The organism is Psychroserpens sp. Hel_I_66 (assembly GCF_000799465.1).
In the GTDB taxonomy this organism is placed as follows: domain Bacteria; phylum Bacteroidota; class Bacteroidia; order Flavobacteriales; family Flavobacteriaceae; genus Psychroserpens.
In genome coordinates, this window is sequence record NZ_JUGU01000001.1 from 3,069,039 (window position 1) to 3,089,924 (window position 20,886).

At 35.2% G+C, this 20,886-nt stretch carries 19 protein-coding genes; 11 read left to right on the forward strand and 8 right to left on the reverse strand.

Annotated features, from left to right (window positions below):
- Positions 1 to 10 precede the first annotated feature (10 nt).
- The 8 genes from hemF to hemA all read right to left on the reverse strand — a co-directional run bounded on the left by hemF (position 11) and on the right by hemA (position 7,950).
- Positions 11 to 919, reverse strand: coding sequence for an oxygen-dependent coproporphyrinogen oxidase (gene hemF / locus GQ40_RS13615; RefSeq protein ID WP_047549509.1), 909 nt, complete (start codon positions 917 to 919; stop codon positions 11 to 13).
- Positions 916 to 1,458 (reverse strand): GNAT family N-acetyltransferase, encoded by a 543-nt coding sequence (locus GQ40_RS13620; protein ID WP_047549512.1) that lies wholly within the window; start codon positions 1,456 to 1,458, stop codon positions 916 to 918. The genes hemF and GQ40_RS13620 overlap by 4 nt, the downstream gene beginning before the upstream one ends.
- On the reverse strand, positions 1,458 to 2,225 hold the full coding sequence (locus tag GQ40_RS13625) for an EI24 domain-containing protein (protein ID WP_047551972.1): 768 nt from the start codon (positions 2,223 to 2,225) through the stop codon (positions 1,458 to 1,460). Before GQ40_RS13625 ends, GQ40_RS13620 begins: the two co-directional genes overlap by 1 nt.
- Before the next feature lie 3 nt (positions 2,226 to 2,228).
- Positions 2,229 to 3,581 carry a TrkH family potassium uptake protein gene (locus GQ40_RS13630; protein WP_047549515.1) on the reverse strand — a complete coding sequence of 451 codons (1,353 nt, stop codon included), beginning with the start codon at positions 3,579 to 3,581 and terminating at the stop codon, positions 2,229 to 2,231.
- A 33-nt stretch (positions 3,582 to 3,614) separates the two neighbouring features.
- Entirely contained in the window at positions 3,615 to 4,640 is a 1,026-nt protein-coding gene (gene hemE / locus GQ40_RS13635; protein WP_047549518.1) for a uroporphyrinogen decarboxylase, read from the reverse strand.
- Positions 4,641 to 4,670: 30 nt separating this feature from the next.
- Positions 4,671 to 5,027: a four helix bundle protein gene (locus tag GQ40_RS13640; protein ID WP_047549521.1), complete on the reverse strand. Its 357-nt coding sequence runs from the start codon at positions 5,025 to 5,027 to the stop codon at positions 4,671 to 4,673.
- 87 nt (positions 5,028 to 5,114) lie between these two features.
- Complete coding sequence (gene hemC, locus GQ40_RS13645; protein WP_047549524.1) at positions 5,115 to 6,695, reverse strand: hydroxymethylbilane synthase; 1,581 nt, start codon at positions 6,693 to 6,695, stop codon at positions 5,115 to 5,117.
- The gene (gene hemA / locus GQ40_RS13650; RefSeq protein ID WP_047549527.1) at positions 6,688 to 7,950 is read right to left on the reverse strand and encodes a glutamyl-tRNA reductase; all 1,263 of its coding nucleotides are present in this window, start codon (positions 7,948 to 7,950) and stop codon (positions 6,688 to 6,690) included. Before hemA ends, hemC begins: the two co-directional genes overlap by 8 nt.
- 211 nt (positions 7,951 to 8,161) lie before the next feature.
- Here hemA and GQ40_RS13655 point away from each other — a divergent pair, with 211 nt between their 5' ends.
- The 11 genes from GQ40_RS13655 to GQ40_RS13705 all read left to right on the forward strand — a co-directional run bounded on the left by GQ40_RS13655 (position 8,162) and on the right by GQ40_RS13705 (position 20,841).
- Positions 8,162 to 9,055 (forward strand): helix-turn-helix transcriptional regulator, encoded by an 894-nt coding sequence (locus GQ40_RS13655; RefSeq protein WP_047549530.1) that lies wholly within the window; start codon positions 8,162 to 8,164, stop codon positions 9,053 to 9,055.
- A 69-nt stretch (positions 9,056 to 9,124) separates the two neighbouring features.
- Positions 9,125 to 9,724 (forward strand): hypothetical protein, encoded by a 600-nt coding sequence (locus GQ40_RS13660; protein ID WP_047549534.1) that lies wholly within the window; start codon positions 9,125 to 9,127, stop codon positions 9,722 to 9,724.
- A gap of 7 nt (positions 9,725 to 9,731) precedes the next feature.
- Complete coding sequence (locus tag GQ40_RS13665) at positions 9,732 to 10,298, forward strand: hypothetical protein (RefSeq protein WP_047549537.1); 567 nt, start codon at positions 9,732 to 9,734, stop codon at positions 10,296 to 10,298.
- A gap of 39 nt (positions 10,299 to 10,337) precedes the next feature.
- Positions 10,338 to 11,381, forward strand: a complete 1,044-nt coding sequence (gene hemH, locus GQ40_RS13670) for a ferrochelatase (RefSeq protein WP_047549541.1) — start codon at positions 10,338 to 10,340, stop codon at positions 11,379 to 11,381.
- Positions 11,381 to 12,733, forward strand: a complete 1,353-nt coding sequence (locus GQ40_RS13675) for an MATE family efflux transporter (RefSeq protein ID WP_047549544.1) — start codon at positions 11,381 to 11,383, stop codon at positions 12,731 to 12,733. The genes hemH and GQ40_RS13675 overlap by 1 nt, the downstream gene beginning before the upstream one ends.
- Before the next feature lie 46 nt (positions 12,734 to 12,779).
- The gene (locus tag GQ40_RS13680; protein ID WP_047549547.1) at positions 12,780 to 15,884 is read left to right on the forward strand and encodes a VPS10 domain-containing protein; all 3,105 of its coding nucleotides are present in this window, start codon (positions 12,780 to 12,782) and stop codon (positions 15,882 to 15,884) included.
- Positions 15,884 to 16,432 carry a CopD family protein gene (locus GQ40_RS13685; RefSeq protein WP_047549550.1) on the forward strand — a complete coding sequence of 183 codons (549 nt, stop codon included), beginning with the start codon at positions 15,884 to 15,886 and terminating at the stop codon, positions 16,430 to 16,432. Before GQ40_RS13680 ends, GQ40_RS13685 begins: the two co-directional genes overlap by 1 nt.
- Positions 16,433 to 16,477: 45 nt before the next feature.
- Positions 16,478 to 17,935 (forward strand): sensor histidine kinase, encoded by a 1,458-nt coding sequence (locus GQ40_RS13690; protein ID WP_047549552.1) that lies wholly within the window; start codon positions 16,478 to 16,480, stop codon positions 17,933 to 17,935.
- Between the two features lie 131 nt (positions 17,936 to 18,066).
- Positions 18,067 to 18,849 carry an enoyl-CoA hydratase/isomerase family protein gene (locus GQ40_RS13695; RefSeq protein WP_047549555.1) on the forward strand — a complete coding sequence of 261 codons (783 nt, stop codon included), beginning with the start codon at positions 18,067 to 18,069 and terminating at the stop codon, positions 18,847 to 18,849.
- Between the two features lie 80 nt (positions 18,850 to 18,929).
- Positions 18,930 to 20,003, forward strand: a complete 1,074-nt coding sequence (locus GQ40_RS13700) for a PA0069 family radical SAM protein (RefSeq protein WP_047549557.1) — start codon at positions 18,930 to 18,932, stop codon at positions 20,001 to 20,003.
- Positions 20,004 to 20,073: 70 nt separating this feature from the next.
- Positions 20,074 to 20,841: a hypothetical protein gene (locus tag GQ40_RS13705; protein ID WP_047549560.1), complete on the forward strand. Its 768-nt coding sequence runs from the start codon at positions 20,074 to 20,076 to the stop codon at positions 20,839 to 20,841.
- The last annotated feature ends 45 nt before the right edge of the window (positions 20,842 to 20,886 follow it).

The window sequence follows — 20,886 nt, forward strand, 5'->3', positions numbered from 1 at the left end:
CATAATGTGTTTATTTTTTAATCCAATCCATAGGATTTTTTAGAACAGTAATTAATTTTTCTTCTTCACTACCAGCTTCAGGGTGATGGTCATAAACCCATTGCACATGAGGAGGTAAGCTCATTAAAATACTTTCAATACGACCATTTGTTTTTAACCCAAAGAGCGTGCCTTTATCGTGAACTAAATTAAACTCTACATAACGACCACGTCTTATTTCTTGCCAATCACGTTGGGCTTTTGTGTATTCTAAATCTTTCCTTTTCTCAACAATTGGAACGTAAGCATCCAAAAAACTGTTACCAACTTCGGTTACAAAATCGTACCAGTTTTGCATGGACATGTCATCGGTTTTCTTGCAATAATCAAAGAAAAGTCCGCCAATACCTCGAGTTTCGTTTCTGTGCGTATTGTAAAAATAGGTATCACATCGTTCTTTGTAGTGAGAATAAAAACTTGAGTTGTGCTTATCACACGCTGTTTTACAAAATTGATGAAAATGTTTGGCATCGTCTTCAAACAAATAATATGGCGTTAAATCTTGACCACCGCCAAACCATTGGTCAACGATATTTCCATTTTTATCATACATCTCAAAATAGCGCCAATTGGCATGAACGGTTGGCACCATTGGACTTTTTGGGTGGAGCACGAGGCTTATTCCGCAGGCAAAAAAATCGGCATCTTCTACACCAAAATACTTTTGCATGCTGTCTGGTAATTTACCGTGTACTCCAGAGATATTGACACCTCCTTTTTCAAAAACATTTCCGTTTTCTATAACTCGTGTTCGTCCTCCACCACCTTCGGGACGGTCCCAAATATCTTCTTTAAAGCTAGCTTTACCATCTACAGCTTCTAGCTTTGCTGTAATTGTATCTTGTAATTCGTGTATGTATTTAAAGAATTTGTCTTTCACGGTTCGCTTTTAAATAATTCATATAACTCCATGTCTAGAGGAGCTTCACCATTGGGTGTAAATTCGTTTTTTAAGGTTTTTTGCCACTTAAACCCACTATTAGTGGCAACATTACTACTTGGTATATTGTCTTTATTTACAATAATTTGTAAACGCTCTAAACCTAAATTTTCAAAGGTATATGTAGAGAGTTTACCTATAGCTTTAGACATTAATCCTTGACCTTTAAAATTGTAGTCGATCGCATACGCAAATTCACCTTGTTTTATATTCCAATCTAGTTCTTTGATGATAATTAATGCTGCAAGTTTTCTAGTTACGGTTTGTTTTAAAGTAAACACAAACTGTGTTTTTTCATAAAAAGCTTTGACATTTTTCTCCACATAAATTTGAGATAACGTCGGGTTCAAATTTTGTTCTAATGTCTTCGGAAAATAGCGTTTCAAACGATCTGTATTAGCAATTGCAAAATCGCAAATCTTCCAAGCATCGCCTTCGTGAATAGCATTAATTTCGAAACCATCAAATTGAGCGATCATTAAAGCCTTGTTATTTGTTCATTAAGTCTGTTTTCCTCTTTCAGCAATTTTACGGTATTTATTGAGGCAGCAGTTACGCTCATTGGTAGAACTAAAATAACTCCAATCACAGGTATGATAAGAAATAGGATGAAAATCAATCCGTTACCAATGGCAATCCCACGATGATTTCTCACAAATTTAATACTATCACGATATTTAAAATGACGTTCTAACGTATAATCCATATTACCAAAACCAGCATAATAGGCTTGAGTTGAAAATAAAAGAACCGTAGAAAATATATTGACCACTGGAATAAATTTGAGAATCAAAAGCGGAATCGTAATCAATAGTTCTTTCAATAAGTTTCTAACGTTTATTCTTATACCTCTCCAAAGTTGTTCGCTAAACGTAGTATTTCTATGATTGTGCTTCTCAACACCCATTAAATGAGCTTCTATTTTTTCTGAAACAGGACTCATAAATGGCGCAGATAACGCCATAATGATATGTTTGTACAAAATTAAGCCTATCGCAAAAATGACGATTGCTCCAAGAATCGTTGAAAAAGAAGTAAATGCCTCTTTTCCCCAATCCCAAGGCCAAACCCTAGAAATGAAATTTCCTATGTTGTCTGAAAGTCCGTAGGTTGAAATAACGATTACACTGGCAGTAATAATACTGATGATGATAGGCACTAAAAAATACTTCCAAAGCTTCAATTTTGAAATTAAAGTAAGACTACCAGAATAGGCTTGTATACCTTTTAAAATATTTTTAAACATCATTTATACTGCGATATCTTCTTTTAAAACTTTTCGATCTTCTTCGCTAATATCTTTAGACCAGATCGCCAATCCAAAAGTTAATACTCCCAAGCGACCAATAAACATCAAAATAATTATTACTAGTTTACCAAAGGTATTTAAATCTCCTGTAATTCCTGTACTTAGACCAACAGTTCCTAAAGCAGATGATACTTCAAATAAAATTTGTTCAAATTTAAAATCATTCGTAAGTGTTATAAAAAAAGTACCTAGTACAATGATGATGGTATAAAATATAAAAGCAGACGTTGCAATATATAGACGCTCATAAGGAATACGTCGTCCTAAAAAAGTAATATTCTTACTGCCTTTTAATCTGCTTTTCATGATTGCGAAAACAGCAGTTAGAGTAGTGATTTTTATACCACCAGCGGTACCTGATGGTGATGCTCCAATATACATTAAAAATATACAAACCAGCATCATAGCTTGATTAAAGAGCCCAAAGTCTACCGTATTAAAACCAACTGTGGTCATGGCGCTCATACATTGAAAAAATGCAGCGAGAAATCTAGATTCTCCATGCGCATCCATTATGGATGGCTCAAAATAAAAAAATGCGGTTCCAAAAGTGAGCAAGATTAAAAACCCAAAGAAAATAATCTTAGTAGTAAAGCTCAATTTATGGGTCTTATCTTTAATTTTTAATCCAAAATCGGTAATCACAATAAAACCTAACGAGCCACAAATAGCCAGCATTGAGATAATGAAATTAATAAAATCATTATCAACATAGCCCATAAAACTATCGTTAAAAAGACTAAAACCCGCTGTGCAAAATGTACTTATACTATGAAAAACAGAAGACCAAATCGCATCTAATGTTGGCATCCCTTCCGTTTTGAAAGCTATAAAAAACAGAACCGCTCCAAGAAGTTCCATGATGAGTGTAAACAGCACCACAGATTTTAGGAAATCTGTAATCTTAATGGTATTTGGCAGCGTAAATTCCGTAGAAAGAATTTTTTTATGCCATAAGGTCATTTTACGAGTCGTTGATAAAATCATGAACGTTGTAAACGATAAATACCCAATACCTCCCAACTGTATTAGGATCATGATTATAAACTGGCCAAAGAAATTATAAGTGTCAAAAATAGAGACTGTAACTAAACCTGTTGTTGAAACAGCTGAGGTTGCTATAAAAATGTTATCCAATATAGACGCACTGGTCTTTTGAAAAATAGGTAGGCAAAGCAACAATGAGCCCAACAAAATATAAGTTAAAAACCCGTAAAATAGGTTTTGTTGAGGTGTCCAACCTTGTTTTAGTAATGCATACTTTTTAGCGAATCTTTGAAATGTATGTTTCATCAACTAAAATTTTAATTTTTTCTTCGGAAATTTTCAAGGATGCTCATACTCTTTTACAGCATCAATAAATGCTTTTGCATGGTCTAAAGGTATGTTTGGTAAAATCCCGTGACCTAAATTGACGATGTATTTATCTTTTCCGAAGTCATTAATCATTTGCGTCACCATTTTCTTGATCTCACTTGGAGGAGAAAATAAACGTGTTGGATCAAAATTACCTTGTAATGTAATGTTTCCGCCAGTTAAATAACGTGCATTTTGTGCAGAGCACGTCCAATCTACACCCAAAGCAGAGGCTCCAGATTTGGCCATTTTGTCTAATGCAAACCAACACCCTTTGCCAAACGCAATTACTGGTGCTTCATCTTTTAAAGCATCGATAATTTGTTGGATATATTGCCAAGAAAACTCCTGATAATCCACAGGCGACAGCATGCCTCCCCAAGAATCAAAGACTTGAACAGCGTTACAGCCTGCTTTTACTTTTTCTTTCAAATAGGCAATCGTCGTGTCTGTGATTTTTTGTAATAATTGATGTGCAGCAATTGGATTTGTAAAACAAAATTCTTTGGCTTTATCAAAGTTTTTAGAACCTTGACCTTGTACACAATAACATAAAATCGTCCAAGGCGAACCAGCAAAACCAATTAACGGGATTTCATCATTTAGCTTTTCTTTGGTTGCTTTGATAGCTTCGTAAACATAGCTTAAAGCCTCTTTTACATCTGGGACAATCACATTATCGACATCTTTTTGAGTACGAACAGGATTTGGTAAATAGGGACCAAAGTTTGGTTTCATTTGTACCTCAATATTCATGGCTTGAGGAATTACCAGAATATCGCAAAATAAAATCGCAGCATCCATACCGTATCTACGAATAGGTTGTACTGTGATTTCACTCGCTAATTCTGGGGTTTGGCAACGTGTAAAGAAATCATATTTAGCTTTGATTTCCATAAATTCTGGAAGGTAACGACCTGCTTGACGCATCATCCAAACTGGTGGACGCTCAACCGTTTCTCCTTTTAATGCTCTTAGAAATAAATCGTTTTTCATAACTAGCCTTTGGCTGTTGGCTTTTGGCCTTTAGCCCATTTTAATTTTATTTATTAAACTATTTATCATTTTGGCTTCCTTATTAAGAAGCTCAAAAATAGTTTTTAATTCGTTTTCTGGAATAAATCTTAGTTTTTGTGCTATTATTAATTGTGTTTCAACTTCAAAAAGAGAACCCATTGCAATTTCAAGAAATCGTTTAAATTCAACATCACTATTTCTACTACAGCCTTCTGCAATATTAGACGGTATAGAAACTGAAGCTCGTGTAACTTGACTTTTCAATCCAAATTTTTCTTCGGAAGGCAATAAATCTGCTAAAGGATATAATTGTTTTACAATCTCAATTCCATTCTTCCAAATTTCAAGCTTTTTGAAATTTCTCATAATACAGGTTATTACAGGTCATTTATTTTAACCTTTAGCCATTTAATTCTAGTAAGACAAGTTTAGCTAAAAGCCAATGGCAAAAAGCTAAAGGCTTTCATAATACTCATTCACCAACTTTACAACACTCTCAACCGTAGGCATTTTAGCAACTCTCACATCTTTAAAATGCTTTTTAGCTTCTTTTGCTGTAGTATCTCCAATACAAAATGCGATAATATCATCGTCATTTTCTTGTTTGTAACTTTGTACAGTTGACGGACTGTAGAACATAACTCCCTCTACGCCATCCTTTATTTTTCTTGAATCGTACTTTGTTTCATAAGCAATGACCTCATTAACATTTATATGGTTTTCAGCCAAAATTGTTGGTAAGTCATCTAGTCTTAAATCACTGCAAAAATAGGTCACATTAGTGCCATCAATAAATTCAACAAGGTGCTCTGCCAGTGCTTTTGCGTTATTTTCGGTATGTTTGACTTTACCAATTTTACGCTCTACAAATCGTTTTGTTTTTCTTCCAACACAATAGATGTTCTCGAATTTCAACTCTTCCGAAGAAAAATTTGTAAGTAATGCCTGTACCGCATTTTTGCTCGTGACAACTACGTTTTTGGGCATTGGTCTTAAAACGGTTTGCGTCATACGGTTTAAACTTATTTTAATAAAATCTGAACTTTCACTAACCACTTCGTCGCAAAACATTTGTTTTTGATCTTCGGTCAACGTTTTGGTAGAATAGATATTTATGTTTCGTGACGACTTTTTTATGCTGTCCATAAGTCGGTTGCCACCACGCTCAATAACGTAATTTGCACAAAACTGTGCGAGATCGTGATGTGCGCCAAGTGCAACTGTACGTTGAACTTCAATTTTTTTGCTACCGTCGAGACTTAAAAGCACACCTTGAAAATGTACTTCTTCGTTTTTAATAAATGCCAATGCGCCAATTGGAGCAGAGCATCCGCCTTCTAAAACGTTTAAGAATTTACGCTCAATGGTTGTTGCTATTTCGGTTTCCTCATGATTGATTTCTGCACAAATAGTTCGGGTTTCTTCGTCATCTTCTAGAGCAGTCACCATAACGGTACCTTGCCCTGGCGCAGGAACCATCCATTCTAAGTTAAAACTTTCTTCGGGTTTTATATCTAAGCGACCTAATCCCGCAGCTGCGAAGATGGCACCATTCCAATCACTGTTTTCCAGTTTTTCCAGTCGTGAATTGACATTACCTCGCAAACCAACCATTGTATGGGTTGGATAACGATTTAGCCATTGTGCTCTACGCCTTAAACTGCCAGTTGCGATAACTGCTTCTCGTTGTGATAAAAACTCTTCGTTATCTTTAAATACTAGGCAGTCTCTAACATTTCCGCGTTTAATAACAGCAGTTTGTACGATGCCTTTTGGTAAAACTGTTGGAACATCCTTTAAAGAATGTACTGCGATATCAATATCTCCATTGAGCATTGCAATGTCCAATGTTTTTGTGAAAACACCAGTTATTCCAAGTTCGTAAATGGGTTTATCGAGTACGATATCTCCCGTAGACTTTACGGGAACTAATATTGTTTTATGGCCTAAATGTTCGAGTTGACTTTGTACAATTTTGGCTTGCCATAGTGCTAATTGACTATCACGAGTTCCTATTCTTATGAGTTTAGACATTCTCTTTGGTTGCTTCGAGTTGAAACACTTTTTTTATGAGTTCTAGGCTATCGTCTGTAGAAACGTCATCGCCTTTTAAATGATGTGCAAAATGATTAGTGATTTTTTGAATAATTTTACTGCTTATCAATTCCGCCTGCGCTTCATTGAAATCACTCATTTTTTTGCGTTGTGTATCTAATTCTGCAGTAGCAAAATCAGTTAATTTATGTTTTAATGCTTTTATGGTTGGTGCAAACTTACGTGTTGCGAGCCATGCATTGAATTCGGTTTTGATCTCTTCTATAATTTTTTCTGCAACAGGTATGTGCGCCTTTCTGCGCTCTAATGTATCATCTGTAATTTGAGCTAAATCATCGAGATGCACTAAGGTAACATTGTTTAATTCTGAAACATTTTCGTTGACATTCTTCGGAATTGAAAGATCCAAAATCAATAGAGGCTTAGTTGTTTGGATGCAGTGTTTATCTACCGTTGGGTTTTGAGCTCCAGTAGCAACTACTAAAATGTCAGAAATGTTGATTTCCTCCTGAAGTTGGGAATAATCCTTAACCAATAAATTGAACTTTCCTGCAATAGCTTCCGCTTTGTCTTTGGTTCTGTTGATTAACGTAATGTGAGGATTCTTGGTGTGCTTTACTAAATTCTCGCAGGTATTTCTTCCAATTTTCCCTGTTCCGAAGAGTAAAATATTTTTTTCTGAAACGTTTTCAATCGACTTCATAATGTATTGTACAGAAGCAAAAGAGACAGATGTTGCACCAGAAGAAATATCGGTTTCGGTCTTGATACGTTTGGAAGCTTGAATGACAGCATTTACCAATCGTTCTAAAAACGGATTGAATAATTTATGTTTTTTTGATAACCTAGCGCTTACTTTTAATTGGCTTATGATCTCAAAATCGCCCAAAATTTGGCTATCCAAACCAGAACCAACACGAAACATATGGGTAATAGCATCTTTATTTTTATAAACGTATGCTACTTTTTGAAACTCCTCAACAGTTCCTTTTGTGTTGTCACAGAGCAATTGAATAAGTTGAAATGGATGTTCTGCAAAACCATATATTTCGGTTCTGTTACATGTAGAAGTGAGTATTAAACTTTCAATGCCATTGTGCTTGGCTTGATTTAATACTGCAAGTTTTGAATCTTCATCCAAACTAAAATGACCACGAATTTCTGCATCAGCTTTTTTATAGCTTAGCCCGATTGCGTAAAATGTTGTGCCTCTCGACATGTTATAGTGCTCCATACTTGATTTGGAAAGTTATCCAGGAAAACTTGCGGTAGCAAAAGTAAAAAGCTTAACCGACAAAAAACAACGCTAGAAGAACTTTTAATATCGTTTGTGGTTTTTTGAGAGTATTTATTAATAAAACCTTATAAATGTTATATTTTTGTAGTCATATCAAGGCTTTAAAATACTTTAGTTTAGAACCAATCTAAATAAGAACAAAATAAATATGGATTTTTCAGACTTAAAAAATATCGCTAGAGGTTCATTTAACGAAACAAAATTAGATGATGGCTTTTTTGTACTTACCTACCAAAATAATGAAAACACGATTCAAACTCTTGAACGTGAGATCGATAGTAGTTATATACAGTTTCATTTTTGCATTAAGGGATCGAGCGAGTTTGTGTTTAATAATGGGAATTACCGTTTAAAGATTGAAGAGGAGAATTCGCTGTTGTTGTATAATCCGCAACGTGATTTGCCTATTCATTTAGAAGTGCATTCTAAGTCTTGGTTGGTGTCTGTATTGGTATCGATTAAAAAATTTCACGGTCTTTTCTCGCAAGAAGCAGATTACATCACGTTTTTAAGCGTTGACAATAAGGATAAAAAATATTATAAAGATGGAAAGATTTCACCATCTATGGCGATTGCTCTTAATCAAATCATCAATTACAATCTCAATTCATCTATAAAAACGCTCTATTTTAAAGGTAAGGCTTTAGAGTTATTGAGTTTGTATTTTAACAGGAGTGAGGATGCAGATATTGAGCAATGTCCGTTTTTAGTAGATGAGACCAACGTCATCAAAATTAGAAAAGCCAAAGATATTATGATCACTCGTATGGCAGAACCACCAACACTTCAAGAGCTTTCCGAAGAAATTGGTCTCAGTCTTAAAAAGCTAAAAGAGGGCTTTAAACAAATTTATGGAGACTCTGTATTTAGTTTTTTGTTTGATTACAAAATGGAAGTCGCTCGCAAATTGTTAGAAGCTGGAAACCACAATGTCAATGAGGTTGGTTTAAAAGTAGGTTACAGTACGTCGAGTCATTTTATTTCAGCATTTAAAAAGAAATATGGGACGACACCAAAGAAGTATTTGATGGCTTTGGGTTAAAATATTCTTAACTATAACCAATTGAATATTTTTTAATAAAATCGTATTTTTGCAAAAACAAAACACACTATGAAAAATATCTTCACTTCAATACTTGTCTTACTTATTTCAATCTCAACGTTTGCGCAATCCCATAAAGAAGAGGTCACGAAAAATGCCCAAACCTATTACGATTACATGACCAATCAAAATTTTGATGGTGTGTTGGATTATATGTATCCAAAGGTTTTTGAAATGGCTCCAAGAGCTCAAATGAAAGCAGGAATGGAGCAAATGTTCAGCTCTCCAGAAATGAAAATTGAATTTCTTTCTAATGATGTGACTAAAGTTTCCGAAGAAAAAATAGTGGATGGAATTACGTATGCTGCAGTATTTTACAACAGTAAAATGAAAATGACATTCTTGTCTGAAAAGGATAAACCAGAGGAAGATCAAAAGGCCTTTTTAGATTTTATGAAAGTAACTATGGACACCCAATTTGGAGCAGAAAATGTGGTTTCAAATCAAACGGATATGTCTTTGGTTATCAATATGGACGCAACAATGTTCGCTATTAAAGACCCTAAATATGATGGGTGGAAATTTATAGGAAACGACGATGCTATGAAGCAATTAGTAGATTCGATTGTTCCTGAGAGTGTGAGAACAGAATTGATAAAAACAAACTAAATCTATTATGAAAAGAAAACACCTCTTAACTTTAGTTGTATTTGTGCTTACCTTAAGTTTGAATGCTCAGGATGCTAGTGTTGAGAAATCAATCTTTGGTATCCAAACAGGTTTTTTAGGGGTATGGATTCATAATGAATCGCAATTATCAAAAACGATAGCTTTAAGAACCGAATTAGGCTTAGATGCAGGAATATTGGGAGGAGGTATTTATGAAAATACGTCTACTTTTTTTGGTCCAGTAATCACATTAGAGCCACGTTGGTATTATAATCTAGAAAAACGTAAAGGAAAATCAAAACGTATAGATGGTAATAGTGGTAATTTTATATCAATTAAAACAAGCTACCATCCAGATTTGTTTACAATTAATCTTCCTGAAAATGTGGTTTTTTTGAGTGACATTTCAATAATACCAACATGGGGAATTAGACGAAACATTGGATCACACTTCAATTATGAAGCGGGAATTGGGGTAGGCTATATTCATATTTTTGAAAAAGAAAATATTACTGTGCTCGACGATTCAGATGTAGCTGTGAATCTACACCTTAGAATAGGCTATAGATTTTAAATCTAAATTTTGAATTTTGAGTTGCTAAAAAGAAAATAGATGAAAGGAGTTTTACTAGTAAATTTAGGCTCACCAGATAGCCCAAGCCCTAAAGATGTTAAAAAATATTTAGGCGAGTTCTTGATGGATGAGCGCGTGATTGATGTGCCTCTTTGGGCAAGAACCTTGCTTGTTAAAGGCATTGTTTTGAATACGAGACCAAAAGCATCGGCTGCTGCTTACCAAAAAATTTGGTGGGATGAAGGATCACCTCTCATTGTTTTGTCTGAACGTTTGCAAAGCGGAATCCAAAACCAAACCGATATTCCAGTAAGTTTAGCAATGCGCTACGGAAGTATGACCATTAAAAATGGATTACAGGAATTGGTAGATAAGGGAGTGGATGAGGTATTTCTTATTCCGTTGTATCCGCAATTTGCAATGGCAACGACCGAAACGATTCTAGTTTTAGCAGAAGAAATTAGAGCAGCACATTTTCCGCAGATAAAAATCACAGATTTAAAACCGTTTTATAACCAGCCAAAATACATCGAAGTACTCTCAAATTCTATCGCAAGACATTTAGAAGGAAAAGATTATGAGCATTTATTGTTCTCATATCATGGCGTGCCAGAGCGACACATTAGAAAAAGCGATATCACTAAATCACATTGTAAACCAAGCGATAAGGAAAATTGCCTGTGTTGTAAAACTCCGTCGCCAGCACACGTGTTTTGCTACAAACACCAATGTAAAGAAGTCACGCGACTGGTTGGTGAAAAACTCAAATTAAAAGAAGGGACATTCTCAACTTCCTTTCAATCACGTTTAGGTTTTGATCCATGGCTACAACCGTATACAGATCGTACTATTGAAAGAATGGGTAAAGAGGGCATTAAAAAAATGGCTATCGTTACACCCGCATTTGTAAGTGATTGCCTAGAAACCTTAGAAGAAATTGCGATGGAAGGTGAGGAGATTTTCCACGAAATGGGAGGAAAAGACTTTACGACCATCCCATGTTTAAATGATGACAAAGAGTTTGTAGAATTATTATCTAACTGGATCAATGATTGGGCAACAGCCGAAACGGTGACCACATAATGGCAAAAACATCGTCTAAAGATTTGGGGACACAGCCCATTGGTTCGCTTCTCATTAAGCAGGCAGTTCCTGCGTCTATTGGGATTTTAGTGATGTCACTCAATATTTTGGTCGATACTATTTTCGTCGGAAATTGGATTGGCTCAACCGCAATCGCAGCTATAAATGTTGTGCTTCCGGTATCCTTTTTTATTGCAGCATTGGGAATGGCGATTGGGATTGGAGGTTCCTCTATAATTTCACGAGCTTTGGGAGCAGATAATCCTGCAAAAGCTTTTAAAACCTTCGGAAATCAAATTACCCTAACCTTTTTATTTACTGTTTCATTTGCCATATTTGGATTAATTTATGTAGACACACTCATTCCAGCATTTGGAGGTAGAGGTAACATTTTTGATCCAGCGAAAGTCTATTACGAAATCATCCTTTATGGTGTTCCGGTTTTAGGATTTGTCATGATGGGAAACAACGTTATTCGGGCAGAGGGCAATCCCAAATTTGCTATGTACGCGATGTTAATTCCATCTATTGGAAATTTACTTTTGGATTACATATTTATAAATGTGATGGATCTGGGTATGGAAGGTGCAGCTTGGGCCACAACAGGATCTTATGTGGTGTCGTTTCTATTTATTTTATGGTATTTTTTGTCTAAAAATTCGGAATTAAAAATCAATCTCTCCCATTTTAAATTAGAGAAAACCATCGTTTCAGAAATTGGTTCTTTGGGCTTTGTAACCCTTGCCAGACAAGCGGTAGTGAGTGTTACATTTTTGCTCGTTAATAATGCGCTTTTTAATTTTGGAGGTGAGACATCGGTCACAGCTTACGCTATTATTGGTCGGTTGAGCATGTTTGCACTGTTTCCTGTTTTTGGGATTACACAAGGGTTCATACCAATTGCAGGTTTTAATTATGGCGCTTTTCAATATGATCGTGTTAAGGAAGTCATTTATACAGCGATTAAATATGCAACCATTCTCGCAGGTATTGTGTTTGTTGTTTTGATGGTGTTTCCAGAAGTTATTACCAAATGGTTTACACAAGATGTAGATGTGATTAACATTACTCCAACCAATATGCGCTGGACGTTTGCTGCAATCCCAATTTTGGCATTGCAACTCATTGGCTCTGCTTATTTTCAAGCGGTTGGCAAAGCTATTCCCGCATTGATTTTAACATTGACGAGGCAAGCTATTTTCTTTATTCCGCTCATGTACATTATGCCTCTATTTTTTGGGGAATTAGGGATTTGGATGTCATTCCCAATCGCAGATGTGCTGTCTACAATTGTTACTTGGTTCTTTTTGCGTCGTGAGATTCGATTAAAATTAAATAAGGTGTCGGCATAATATTATTTTATGCTTATTTTTATTGAAAGTAAAAAACCTTTACACCATGCGATTACTCACCACAGTTTTATGCCTTTTTCTCTTCGGAAATGTAACCACTTTACAAGCTCAGTCTTTTGAAGAATCCCAATATGATGCTTTAGAATATCGGCTACTCGGTCCATTTCGTGGCGGAAGAAGTGCTGCAGTCACAGGAGTTCCCAATAAACCAAATTTATATTACTTTGGTTCTACAGGAGGAGGTATCTGGAAAACTTTGGATGGCGGACGCTCTTGGGACAATATTTCAGACGGTTTCTTTGGTGGTAGTATTGGCTCAATTTCCGTAGCAAAAAGTGATCCCAACGTGATCTATGTAGGAGGAGGAGAAAAAACGGTTCGTGGTAATGTGTCTTCAGGTTATGGGATCTGGAAAAGTGTCGATGCTGGGAAAACTTGGGCTTCCGCAGGATTAAAAAATTCGCGTCACGTCCCAAGAATAGCAATTGATCCAACCGATCATAACATTGTTTATGCTGGTGTCCTCGGAAATATCTACAAACCAACACAAGAACGAGGAGTTTTTAAAAGTACAGATGGCGGTAAAACTTGGAAAAAAACACTCTTCGCCAATGAAAATGCAGGCGTCGTAGATTTATTAATCGACCCAACCAATCCTAGAATTTTATACGCCTCTACGTGGAGAGTGCAACGTACACCTTACAGTTTGAGTTCTGGAGGAGCAGGTTCAGCACTTTGGAAAAGTACAGATAAAGGCGAAACTTGGACTGAAATTTCAACCAAAAAAGGATTCCCAGAAGGTACTTTGGGAATAATTGGAGTAACCGTCTCTCCAGTGAACAACCAACGCGTTTGGGCTATTATTGAAAATAAAGATAACGGTGGTTTATATAGGAGTGATGATGGTGGTGAAACCTGGAATGAAGTTAATAACGAACGTAAACTACGTCAACGAGCATGGTATTATACAAGGGTTTATGCGGATACCAAAGATGCAGATGTGGTGTATGTGTTAAATGTTCGCTACCATAAAAGTACAGATGGTGGAAAATCGTTTGACACTTATAATGCACCTCATGGAGATCATCACGATTTATGGATTGCCCCAGAAGATCCAAACCGTATGATTATTGGAGATGATGGTGGAGCGCAAGTCACTTATGATGGTGGCGAAACATGGAGTACGTATCATAATCAGCCTACATCACAATTCTACCGTGTGACGACAGATAATGCATTCCCGTATCGTATTTATGTGGCACAGCAGGATAATTCGACAATTAGAATTCCGCATAGAACCGATGGATATTCTATAACTGATGAAGATTGGAAAGAAACTGCAGGTGGAGAGTCTGCTCATATAGCAGTAGATCCAAAAAATAATAATATTGTCTATGGCGGAAGTTACGATGGTTTTCTCACAAGGGTAAATCACGAAACCGGAACTGTTAGAGCAATCAACGTGTGGCCAGATAACCCAATGGGTCATGGAGCGGAAGGCATGAAATATCGTTTTCAATGGAACTTCCCAATTGTTTTTTCTAAGCATAATACAGACCGCTTATATACATTCTCACAACATGTACATGTGACCGAAAATGAAGGTCAGAGTTGGGAGATTATTAGTCCGGATTTAACAAGAAACGATCCTGAGAAATTGAAATCTTCGGGAGGACCAATAACACAAGACAATACTTCGGTTGAATACTATTGTACCATTTTTGCTGCACAAGAATCACCAGTTACAGAGGGCTTGCTTTGGGTTGGTAGTGATGATGGTTTAATTCATGTTACTAAAGATGGTGGCAAAAATTGGGAAAATGTCACACCCAAAGGCATGCCAGAATGGATGATGATCAATAGTGTAGAGCCTAGTGCTTTTGATGCAGGAACCTGTTATGTGGCAGGAACAAAATATAAAACAGGTGATTTTGCACCTTACTTGTATAAAACTACAGACTACGGAAAAACATGGAAGAAAATCACAGATGGCATCAATGAAGAACATTTTACAAGAGTGTTGAGAGAAGATCCAAAACAAAAAGGGTTACTATATGCAGGAACAGAAACAGGTATGTACATTTCGTTTAACGACGGAAAGAACTGGAAACCGTTTCAGTTGAATTTACCTATCGTTCCTATTACCGATTTGGCGATTAAAGACAATAATTTAATTGTTGCTACCCAAGGTCGAAGCTTGTGGATGATTGATGACTTGACGGTTTTGCATCAATTGTATGTCGAAGCTTCCGAAGGAAATTCCGAAGAACATAAAATTTTCAAACCAAAAGACACTTATAGAATGCGTGGTGGAAGTAGAACTGGAAGCAAAACCGCTGGAACGAATCATCCTAATGGTGTGATTACCTATTTTAATTTGAAAAGTTATGATGAAAAAACCGATGAGGTTTCGCTAACTTATTTTGATCCCAAAGGTGATACGATAAAAACGTTTTCTACAAAAAATAAGAAAGAGGATAAGTTGGAGGTTAAAAAAGGAATGAATCAATTTGTTTGGGATATGACGTATGATGGTGCAGAAAAACTGGAAGGCATGATTTTATGGTGGGCAAGTTTAGATGGACCTCAAGCTATTCCTGGAACTTACAAGGTTCATTTGAATGTGAATGGTAATGCTATTCCGCAGACGTTTACTATTGTTGCAGACCCAAGAGCAGAAAGTACTCAAGCAGACATGGAAAAGCAATTTGCTTTTATAACAGATGTGAATAAAACGATGGATGATGCCCATAAATCGATTAAAAAAATTAGAAATATTAAAACACAGTTGACTGCTTTTGAAGAACAATATAAAGGCAATGAAGATTTGAAAACACTTTTGGATGATGCCAAAAAGCTTAAAGAGGAATTTACTAAAATTGAAGAGGCTTTATACCAAACACAAAATAAAAGTGGTCAAGATCCTTTGAATTTTCCTATTCGATTAACTAATAAGTTGGGACATCTAAATGCGTTGGTTGGTATGGGAGATTTTGCACCAACAGATCAAGATTTTGCTGTAAAAAACGAACTAACTGCTAAAATTGATGAGCAATTAAAAATGTTCAATACATTGATTAATGATGAAATTAAAGCATTTAATAAAGCATTTAATGAAAAGCAATTGAATTACTTATTTGTTGAAAATTAATGGAATATTACAACTATATAAAAGCTTTACACCTCATATTTATAGTGACTTGGTTCGCCGGTTTATTCTATATCCCAAGATTATTTGTGTATCAAATAGAAGCATTTCACAAACCGTCTCCAGAAAAGGAAATTCTTGGTAGGCAACTCAAACTTATGGCAAAACGCTTGTGGAATATCATTACTTGGCCCTCTGCAATTTTAGCGACCTCTTTTGCAGTTGTGCTTCTGTTTTTAAACCCGGTATTATTAGAAATTCCGTGGATGCAAGTAAAGCTAGTCTTTGTAGCATTACTTTTTTTATATCACTTAAAAACCCATCAATACTACAAGCAGTTGCAACGGGATGAGGTTAAAAAAACTTCAAATTTTATGAGACTTTGGAACGAAGGCGCCACCTTTATTCTATTTGCAGTTATATTCCTTGTTATTCTCAAAAGTGCCATTAATTGGATTTTTGGCGTTATAGGAATTCTTGTATTGGGCATTTTATTGATGCTTGGTTTCAAAATATACAAAAACATTAGAAGCAAAAATCCAGATGCCTAACATTGGCTTAATTATTGTTACATTTATTGCACTACAAAAATTGAGATGAAGTTAAACAAACTGTCTTTACGAGTTCGAATATTTTTTGCAATGATTTTATTGGTGCTTATTGCATCTGTGTTAATTGCAGGAGTAACAATTTACCAATATAATGAGGAGGCAAGAGACTATCATAAAGAAAGATTAGAACGAAAGGAATCTGCCATTATTAGTGATATCAATTACGTTATTAGAGAAACAACATATCCCGTAGAAACCGAAAAAGTGCCACTAATCTTTAAAGATGAAATTTATCGTATTGATGCCATTCATGGCCTACGGGTTATTCTTTACGATTTAGATGGTACACTTTTAAAATCCTCAAAAGCGAGTATCACAAAAGATTCGGTAGTTAGTTGCATAGATGTTAACATTTTAAACGAGATTTCTAATGGTGCAAACCACAGCTATGTAGTAAAAAATGAAAAAAACGGTGAAACATTTCAATCGTCGTATACTTACATTTACGATGCAAGGTCCAAACCGCTTGCCATATTAAATTTACCTTATTTAGAGAATGACGATTTTCTCAATAAAGAGCTCAACGAATTTTTAAAACGTTTAGCGTACGCCTATGTTTTTATGATGCTCATTGCAATTTTACTAGCATTATTATTGTCGAAATATATCACAAAAACGTTGAAGACAATTTCAGATAAAATCAATGAAACACGTCTGGAAAAACGCAATAAGAGAATCGATATCTCATCCTCTAGCGAAGAAATTTCAACTTTAGTTAATTCTTACAATAGCATGATTGACGAACTCGAGGAAAGTGCAGTAAAATTAGCCACTAGTGAAAGAGAGCAAGCATGGCGGGAAATGGCGAAACAAGTAGCTCACGAGATTAAAAACCCGTTAACACCAATGCGATTGAGTGTTCAGAGTTTTCAGCGTAAGTTTGATCCGCAGGATGAAAATATCCACCAAAAAGTAGATGAATATAGTCAAACCCTAATCCAGCAAATTGATACGATGAGCTCCATTGCGTCGGCATTTTCAAATTTCGCAAAAATGCCAGCTCAGCAAAACGAAACGTTAAATGTGGTAAGCATCGTGAAGTTGGGATTGGATATTTTTAGCGAGGATTATATTATTTTTTCTGCGGAAGAAGATAAAATTCTAGCCAATTTTGACCGTACCCAATTGATTAGGGTCGTCACTAACTTGGTTAAGAACAGTATCCAGGCAATACCAGAAGAAAGAGAAAATCCCAGAATAGAAGTTAATGTTGGCTCACAAAACGGAATGGTAATTATATCTGTTGAAGATAATGGTTTGGGAATTTCCGAAGACAACGAAATAAAAATCTTTGAACCTAAATTTACTACAAAATCCAGTGGGATGGGATTAGGCTTGGCGATGGTAAAAAATATTGTAGAAACTTATAAAGGAAATATTACCTTTACATCTCAGCTAGGATTTGGAACTGTTTTTACGGTTGCATTTCCGAAGAAAATATAAAATTCCTTTGAAGAAAGGAGTCTGCCAATAAAGAGAAAGCAACTACAAACTAGCACTAAAGTTGACAAAAGTGCTTTTAAACATTATATTAATAAGATTCTCGATTTCTCGGGAACGAAAATAAATTTTCGATGAGTTACAAAAATATTTTAAGCACTGTAAACAACGGTATTGCTACAATTACAATTAATAGACCTGATAAATTAAATGCCTTAAATAAAGACACAATTGAAGAGCTTCACGAGGCTTTAAATGATTGTAATAAAAGTAAAGAGACCAAGGTAATTATTATTACGGGTAGCGGAGAAAAAGCCTTTGTTGCGGGTGCAGACATTAGCGAATTTGCTCATTTTGATGAAAAAAATGGCGGTAAATTAGCTGCAAAAGGTCAAGAAATTTTATTTGATTTTATAGAACAACTTTCTACTCCCGTTATTGCTGCTGTAAACGGATTTGCGCTTGGCGGAGGCTTAGAATTGGCAATGGCATGCCATTTTAGAGTAGCAAGTTTGAATGCAAAAATGGGGTTACCAGAAGTATCTTTGGGCGTAATTCCTGGTTATGGCGGTACACAACGTTTACCACAGTTAGTAGGAAAAGGTCGCGCAATGGAAATGATTATGACAGCTGGTATGATTGATGCCAACCAAGCTTTAGAATATGGATTGGTAAATCACGTTACTGCTGGAGGTGAGGTCATTGCGCTGGCTGAAAAACTAGCTGGGAAAATAATGAGAAATTCTTCCGTAGCAATTAAAGGTGCTATAAAAGCTGTTAATGCGAATTTTAAAGATGGCGTTGATGGTTATAAAATTGAAATCAAACAATTTGGTAAATGCTTTGGTACCGAAGACTTCAAGGAGGGAACTACTGCGTTTTTAGAGAAGCGCAAGGCAGATTTTCCAGGAAAATAATTCTGTAATTTGTTTGCAATTCAAAATTTAAATTATATTAAGCGCATATTATTTTTGTAATTTTACAAAAAATTAATAATATGTTAGATAAATCTGCTGTGAAAGGTCGGGGTGCTCAACGTAATGTGCCCAATCGGTTTTTCGAATTAAGCCATGAACAGCGAGATGATTTCTTAGAATACTGCGCTAAAGAAGGTGAAGAAGTAGATCAAAATAAAACGCTATATCTTCCAGTCTTTCCTAAAACAATAGTCAATAAAGTGACCAGTCCAGATGTTGGAATGGGTTATTCTATGAACATGTACCAAGGCTGTGAACATGGTTGCATTTATTGTTATGCTAGAAATAGTCACGAATTTTGGGGTTTTAGTGCAGGATTGGATTTTGAGCGTCGTATTTTGGTTAAAAAAGAGGCGCCAAAATTATTAGAGGCTTTTATTAAGCGTAAAAGTTGGAAAGCTCATCCTATTGTCATGTCGGGAAATACAGATTGCTATCAACCTGCGGAAAAGGAATTTAAAATTACCCGAAATTGTCTGGAGGTGTTTCTAAAGTATAAACACCCTGTTGGTATTATTACAAAAAACGCTCTAATTCTTCGTGATTTGGATATTTTGAAAGCACTAGCAAAAGATAATTTGGTAAGCATAAACATATCTATTACATCCCTATCTGAAACTACCCGAAGAATTCTAGAACCAAGAACAGCTACCATTAAAAAACGACTTGAAACCGTAAAGATTTTAAGTGACAACGGGATTCCTGTAAATGTCATGTTAGCGCCAATAATCCCGTCTATAAATAGTCATGAAATTTTACCTTTGGCAAAATTAGTTTCTGAAGCTGGAGCTTTGAGTATCGCACATACCATTGTGAGATTAAACGGAGCAATAGGAGACATATTTACAGATTGGATTCATAAAACGATGCCAGATCGTGCAGAAAAAGTTTTGCATCAAATTGAAGATTGCCATGGAGGAACACTGAACGATTCTCGTTTTGGACAGCGCATGAAAGGTGAAGGTCAAATTGCAAAACAAATTAATGACTTGGTTAAACTGGCACGATTAAAATATTTTAAAGATAAAGCGATGCCAAAGTTAAATATTGAACTGCATGAGTTTTATAAAGATGGACAGATGCGGTTGTTTTAATCCAACAAAACTTATACTAAGCTTATGGATTTTGAGTTAAATTTGTGTACGAGGTTCTAAAATTTCAATTATGAAAACCAAACTAATTATTGCATTAGCGTTATTAATTACGATTAGCTGTACCAAAAAAAAAGACATTGAGCTCAATTTGTTAAATGAGAAATTACACTACGCAACTATATTTGACAGTCCTAAAGACTCAAGTGGACGTGCTATCATGAATAGTGTATACTTTCGTTATCAAAATAATAATGACTGGTTAAAATCTATAAACAATGTGAAATTCGAACTTACTAATAATTCAAATGAAAAGTTGTTTGTCTTAACAAAAAACATAATTACTGATAACTTTTATAAAGGAGATAACATTGAAACTTCTAATTTGTATTACCAAATCCAAAGTAGTAAAAATGAAGATTTATATCCAATTCCTTTTGGTTTACATGATTTACCTCGTTTAACAAATGAAGTGATTCAACAATATGAAAAAGATAGTCTAGCAGAAGAAATCACAATTTATAATTCTTATGATGACGAAAAAAGGTTAAGTAATTTTGAAATTTTAGCCCCAAACGAAAGTATAAACGTTAAATCCATTTTAAGTTTGCCTCTTTCAATAGACTACAACGTTTCAGGAGATCAAACTTTTGCCTTGCCTTTGTATTCAAATAGTATTTATAAATTTAAACTTTATTATGTTATTAATAAAAATGACATAGAATCTAGTATGCCTAAGAAAATCTTAGATAGTTTAAAAAAGGAAGAAGTAATAATTAAGGATATTTATTTAATTTCAAAAGAAATAGAGGTGCTTCCTAATGAGAAGAATTTAAATTGAATATTATTTTTAAGTGAATGATTTAAACAAAAAAGTCCAACATTT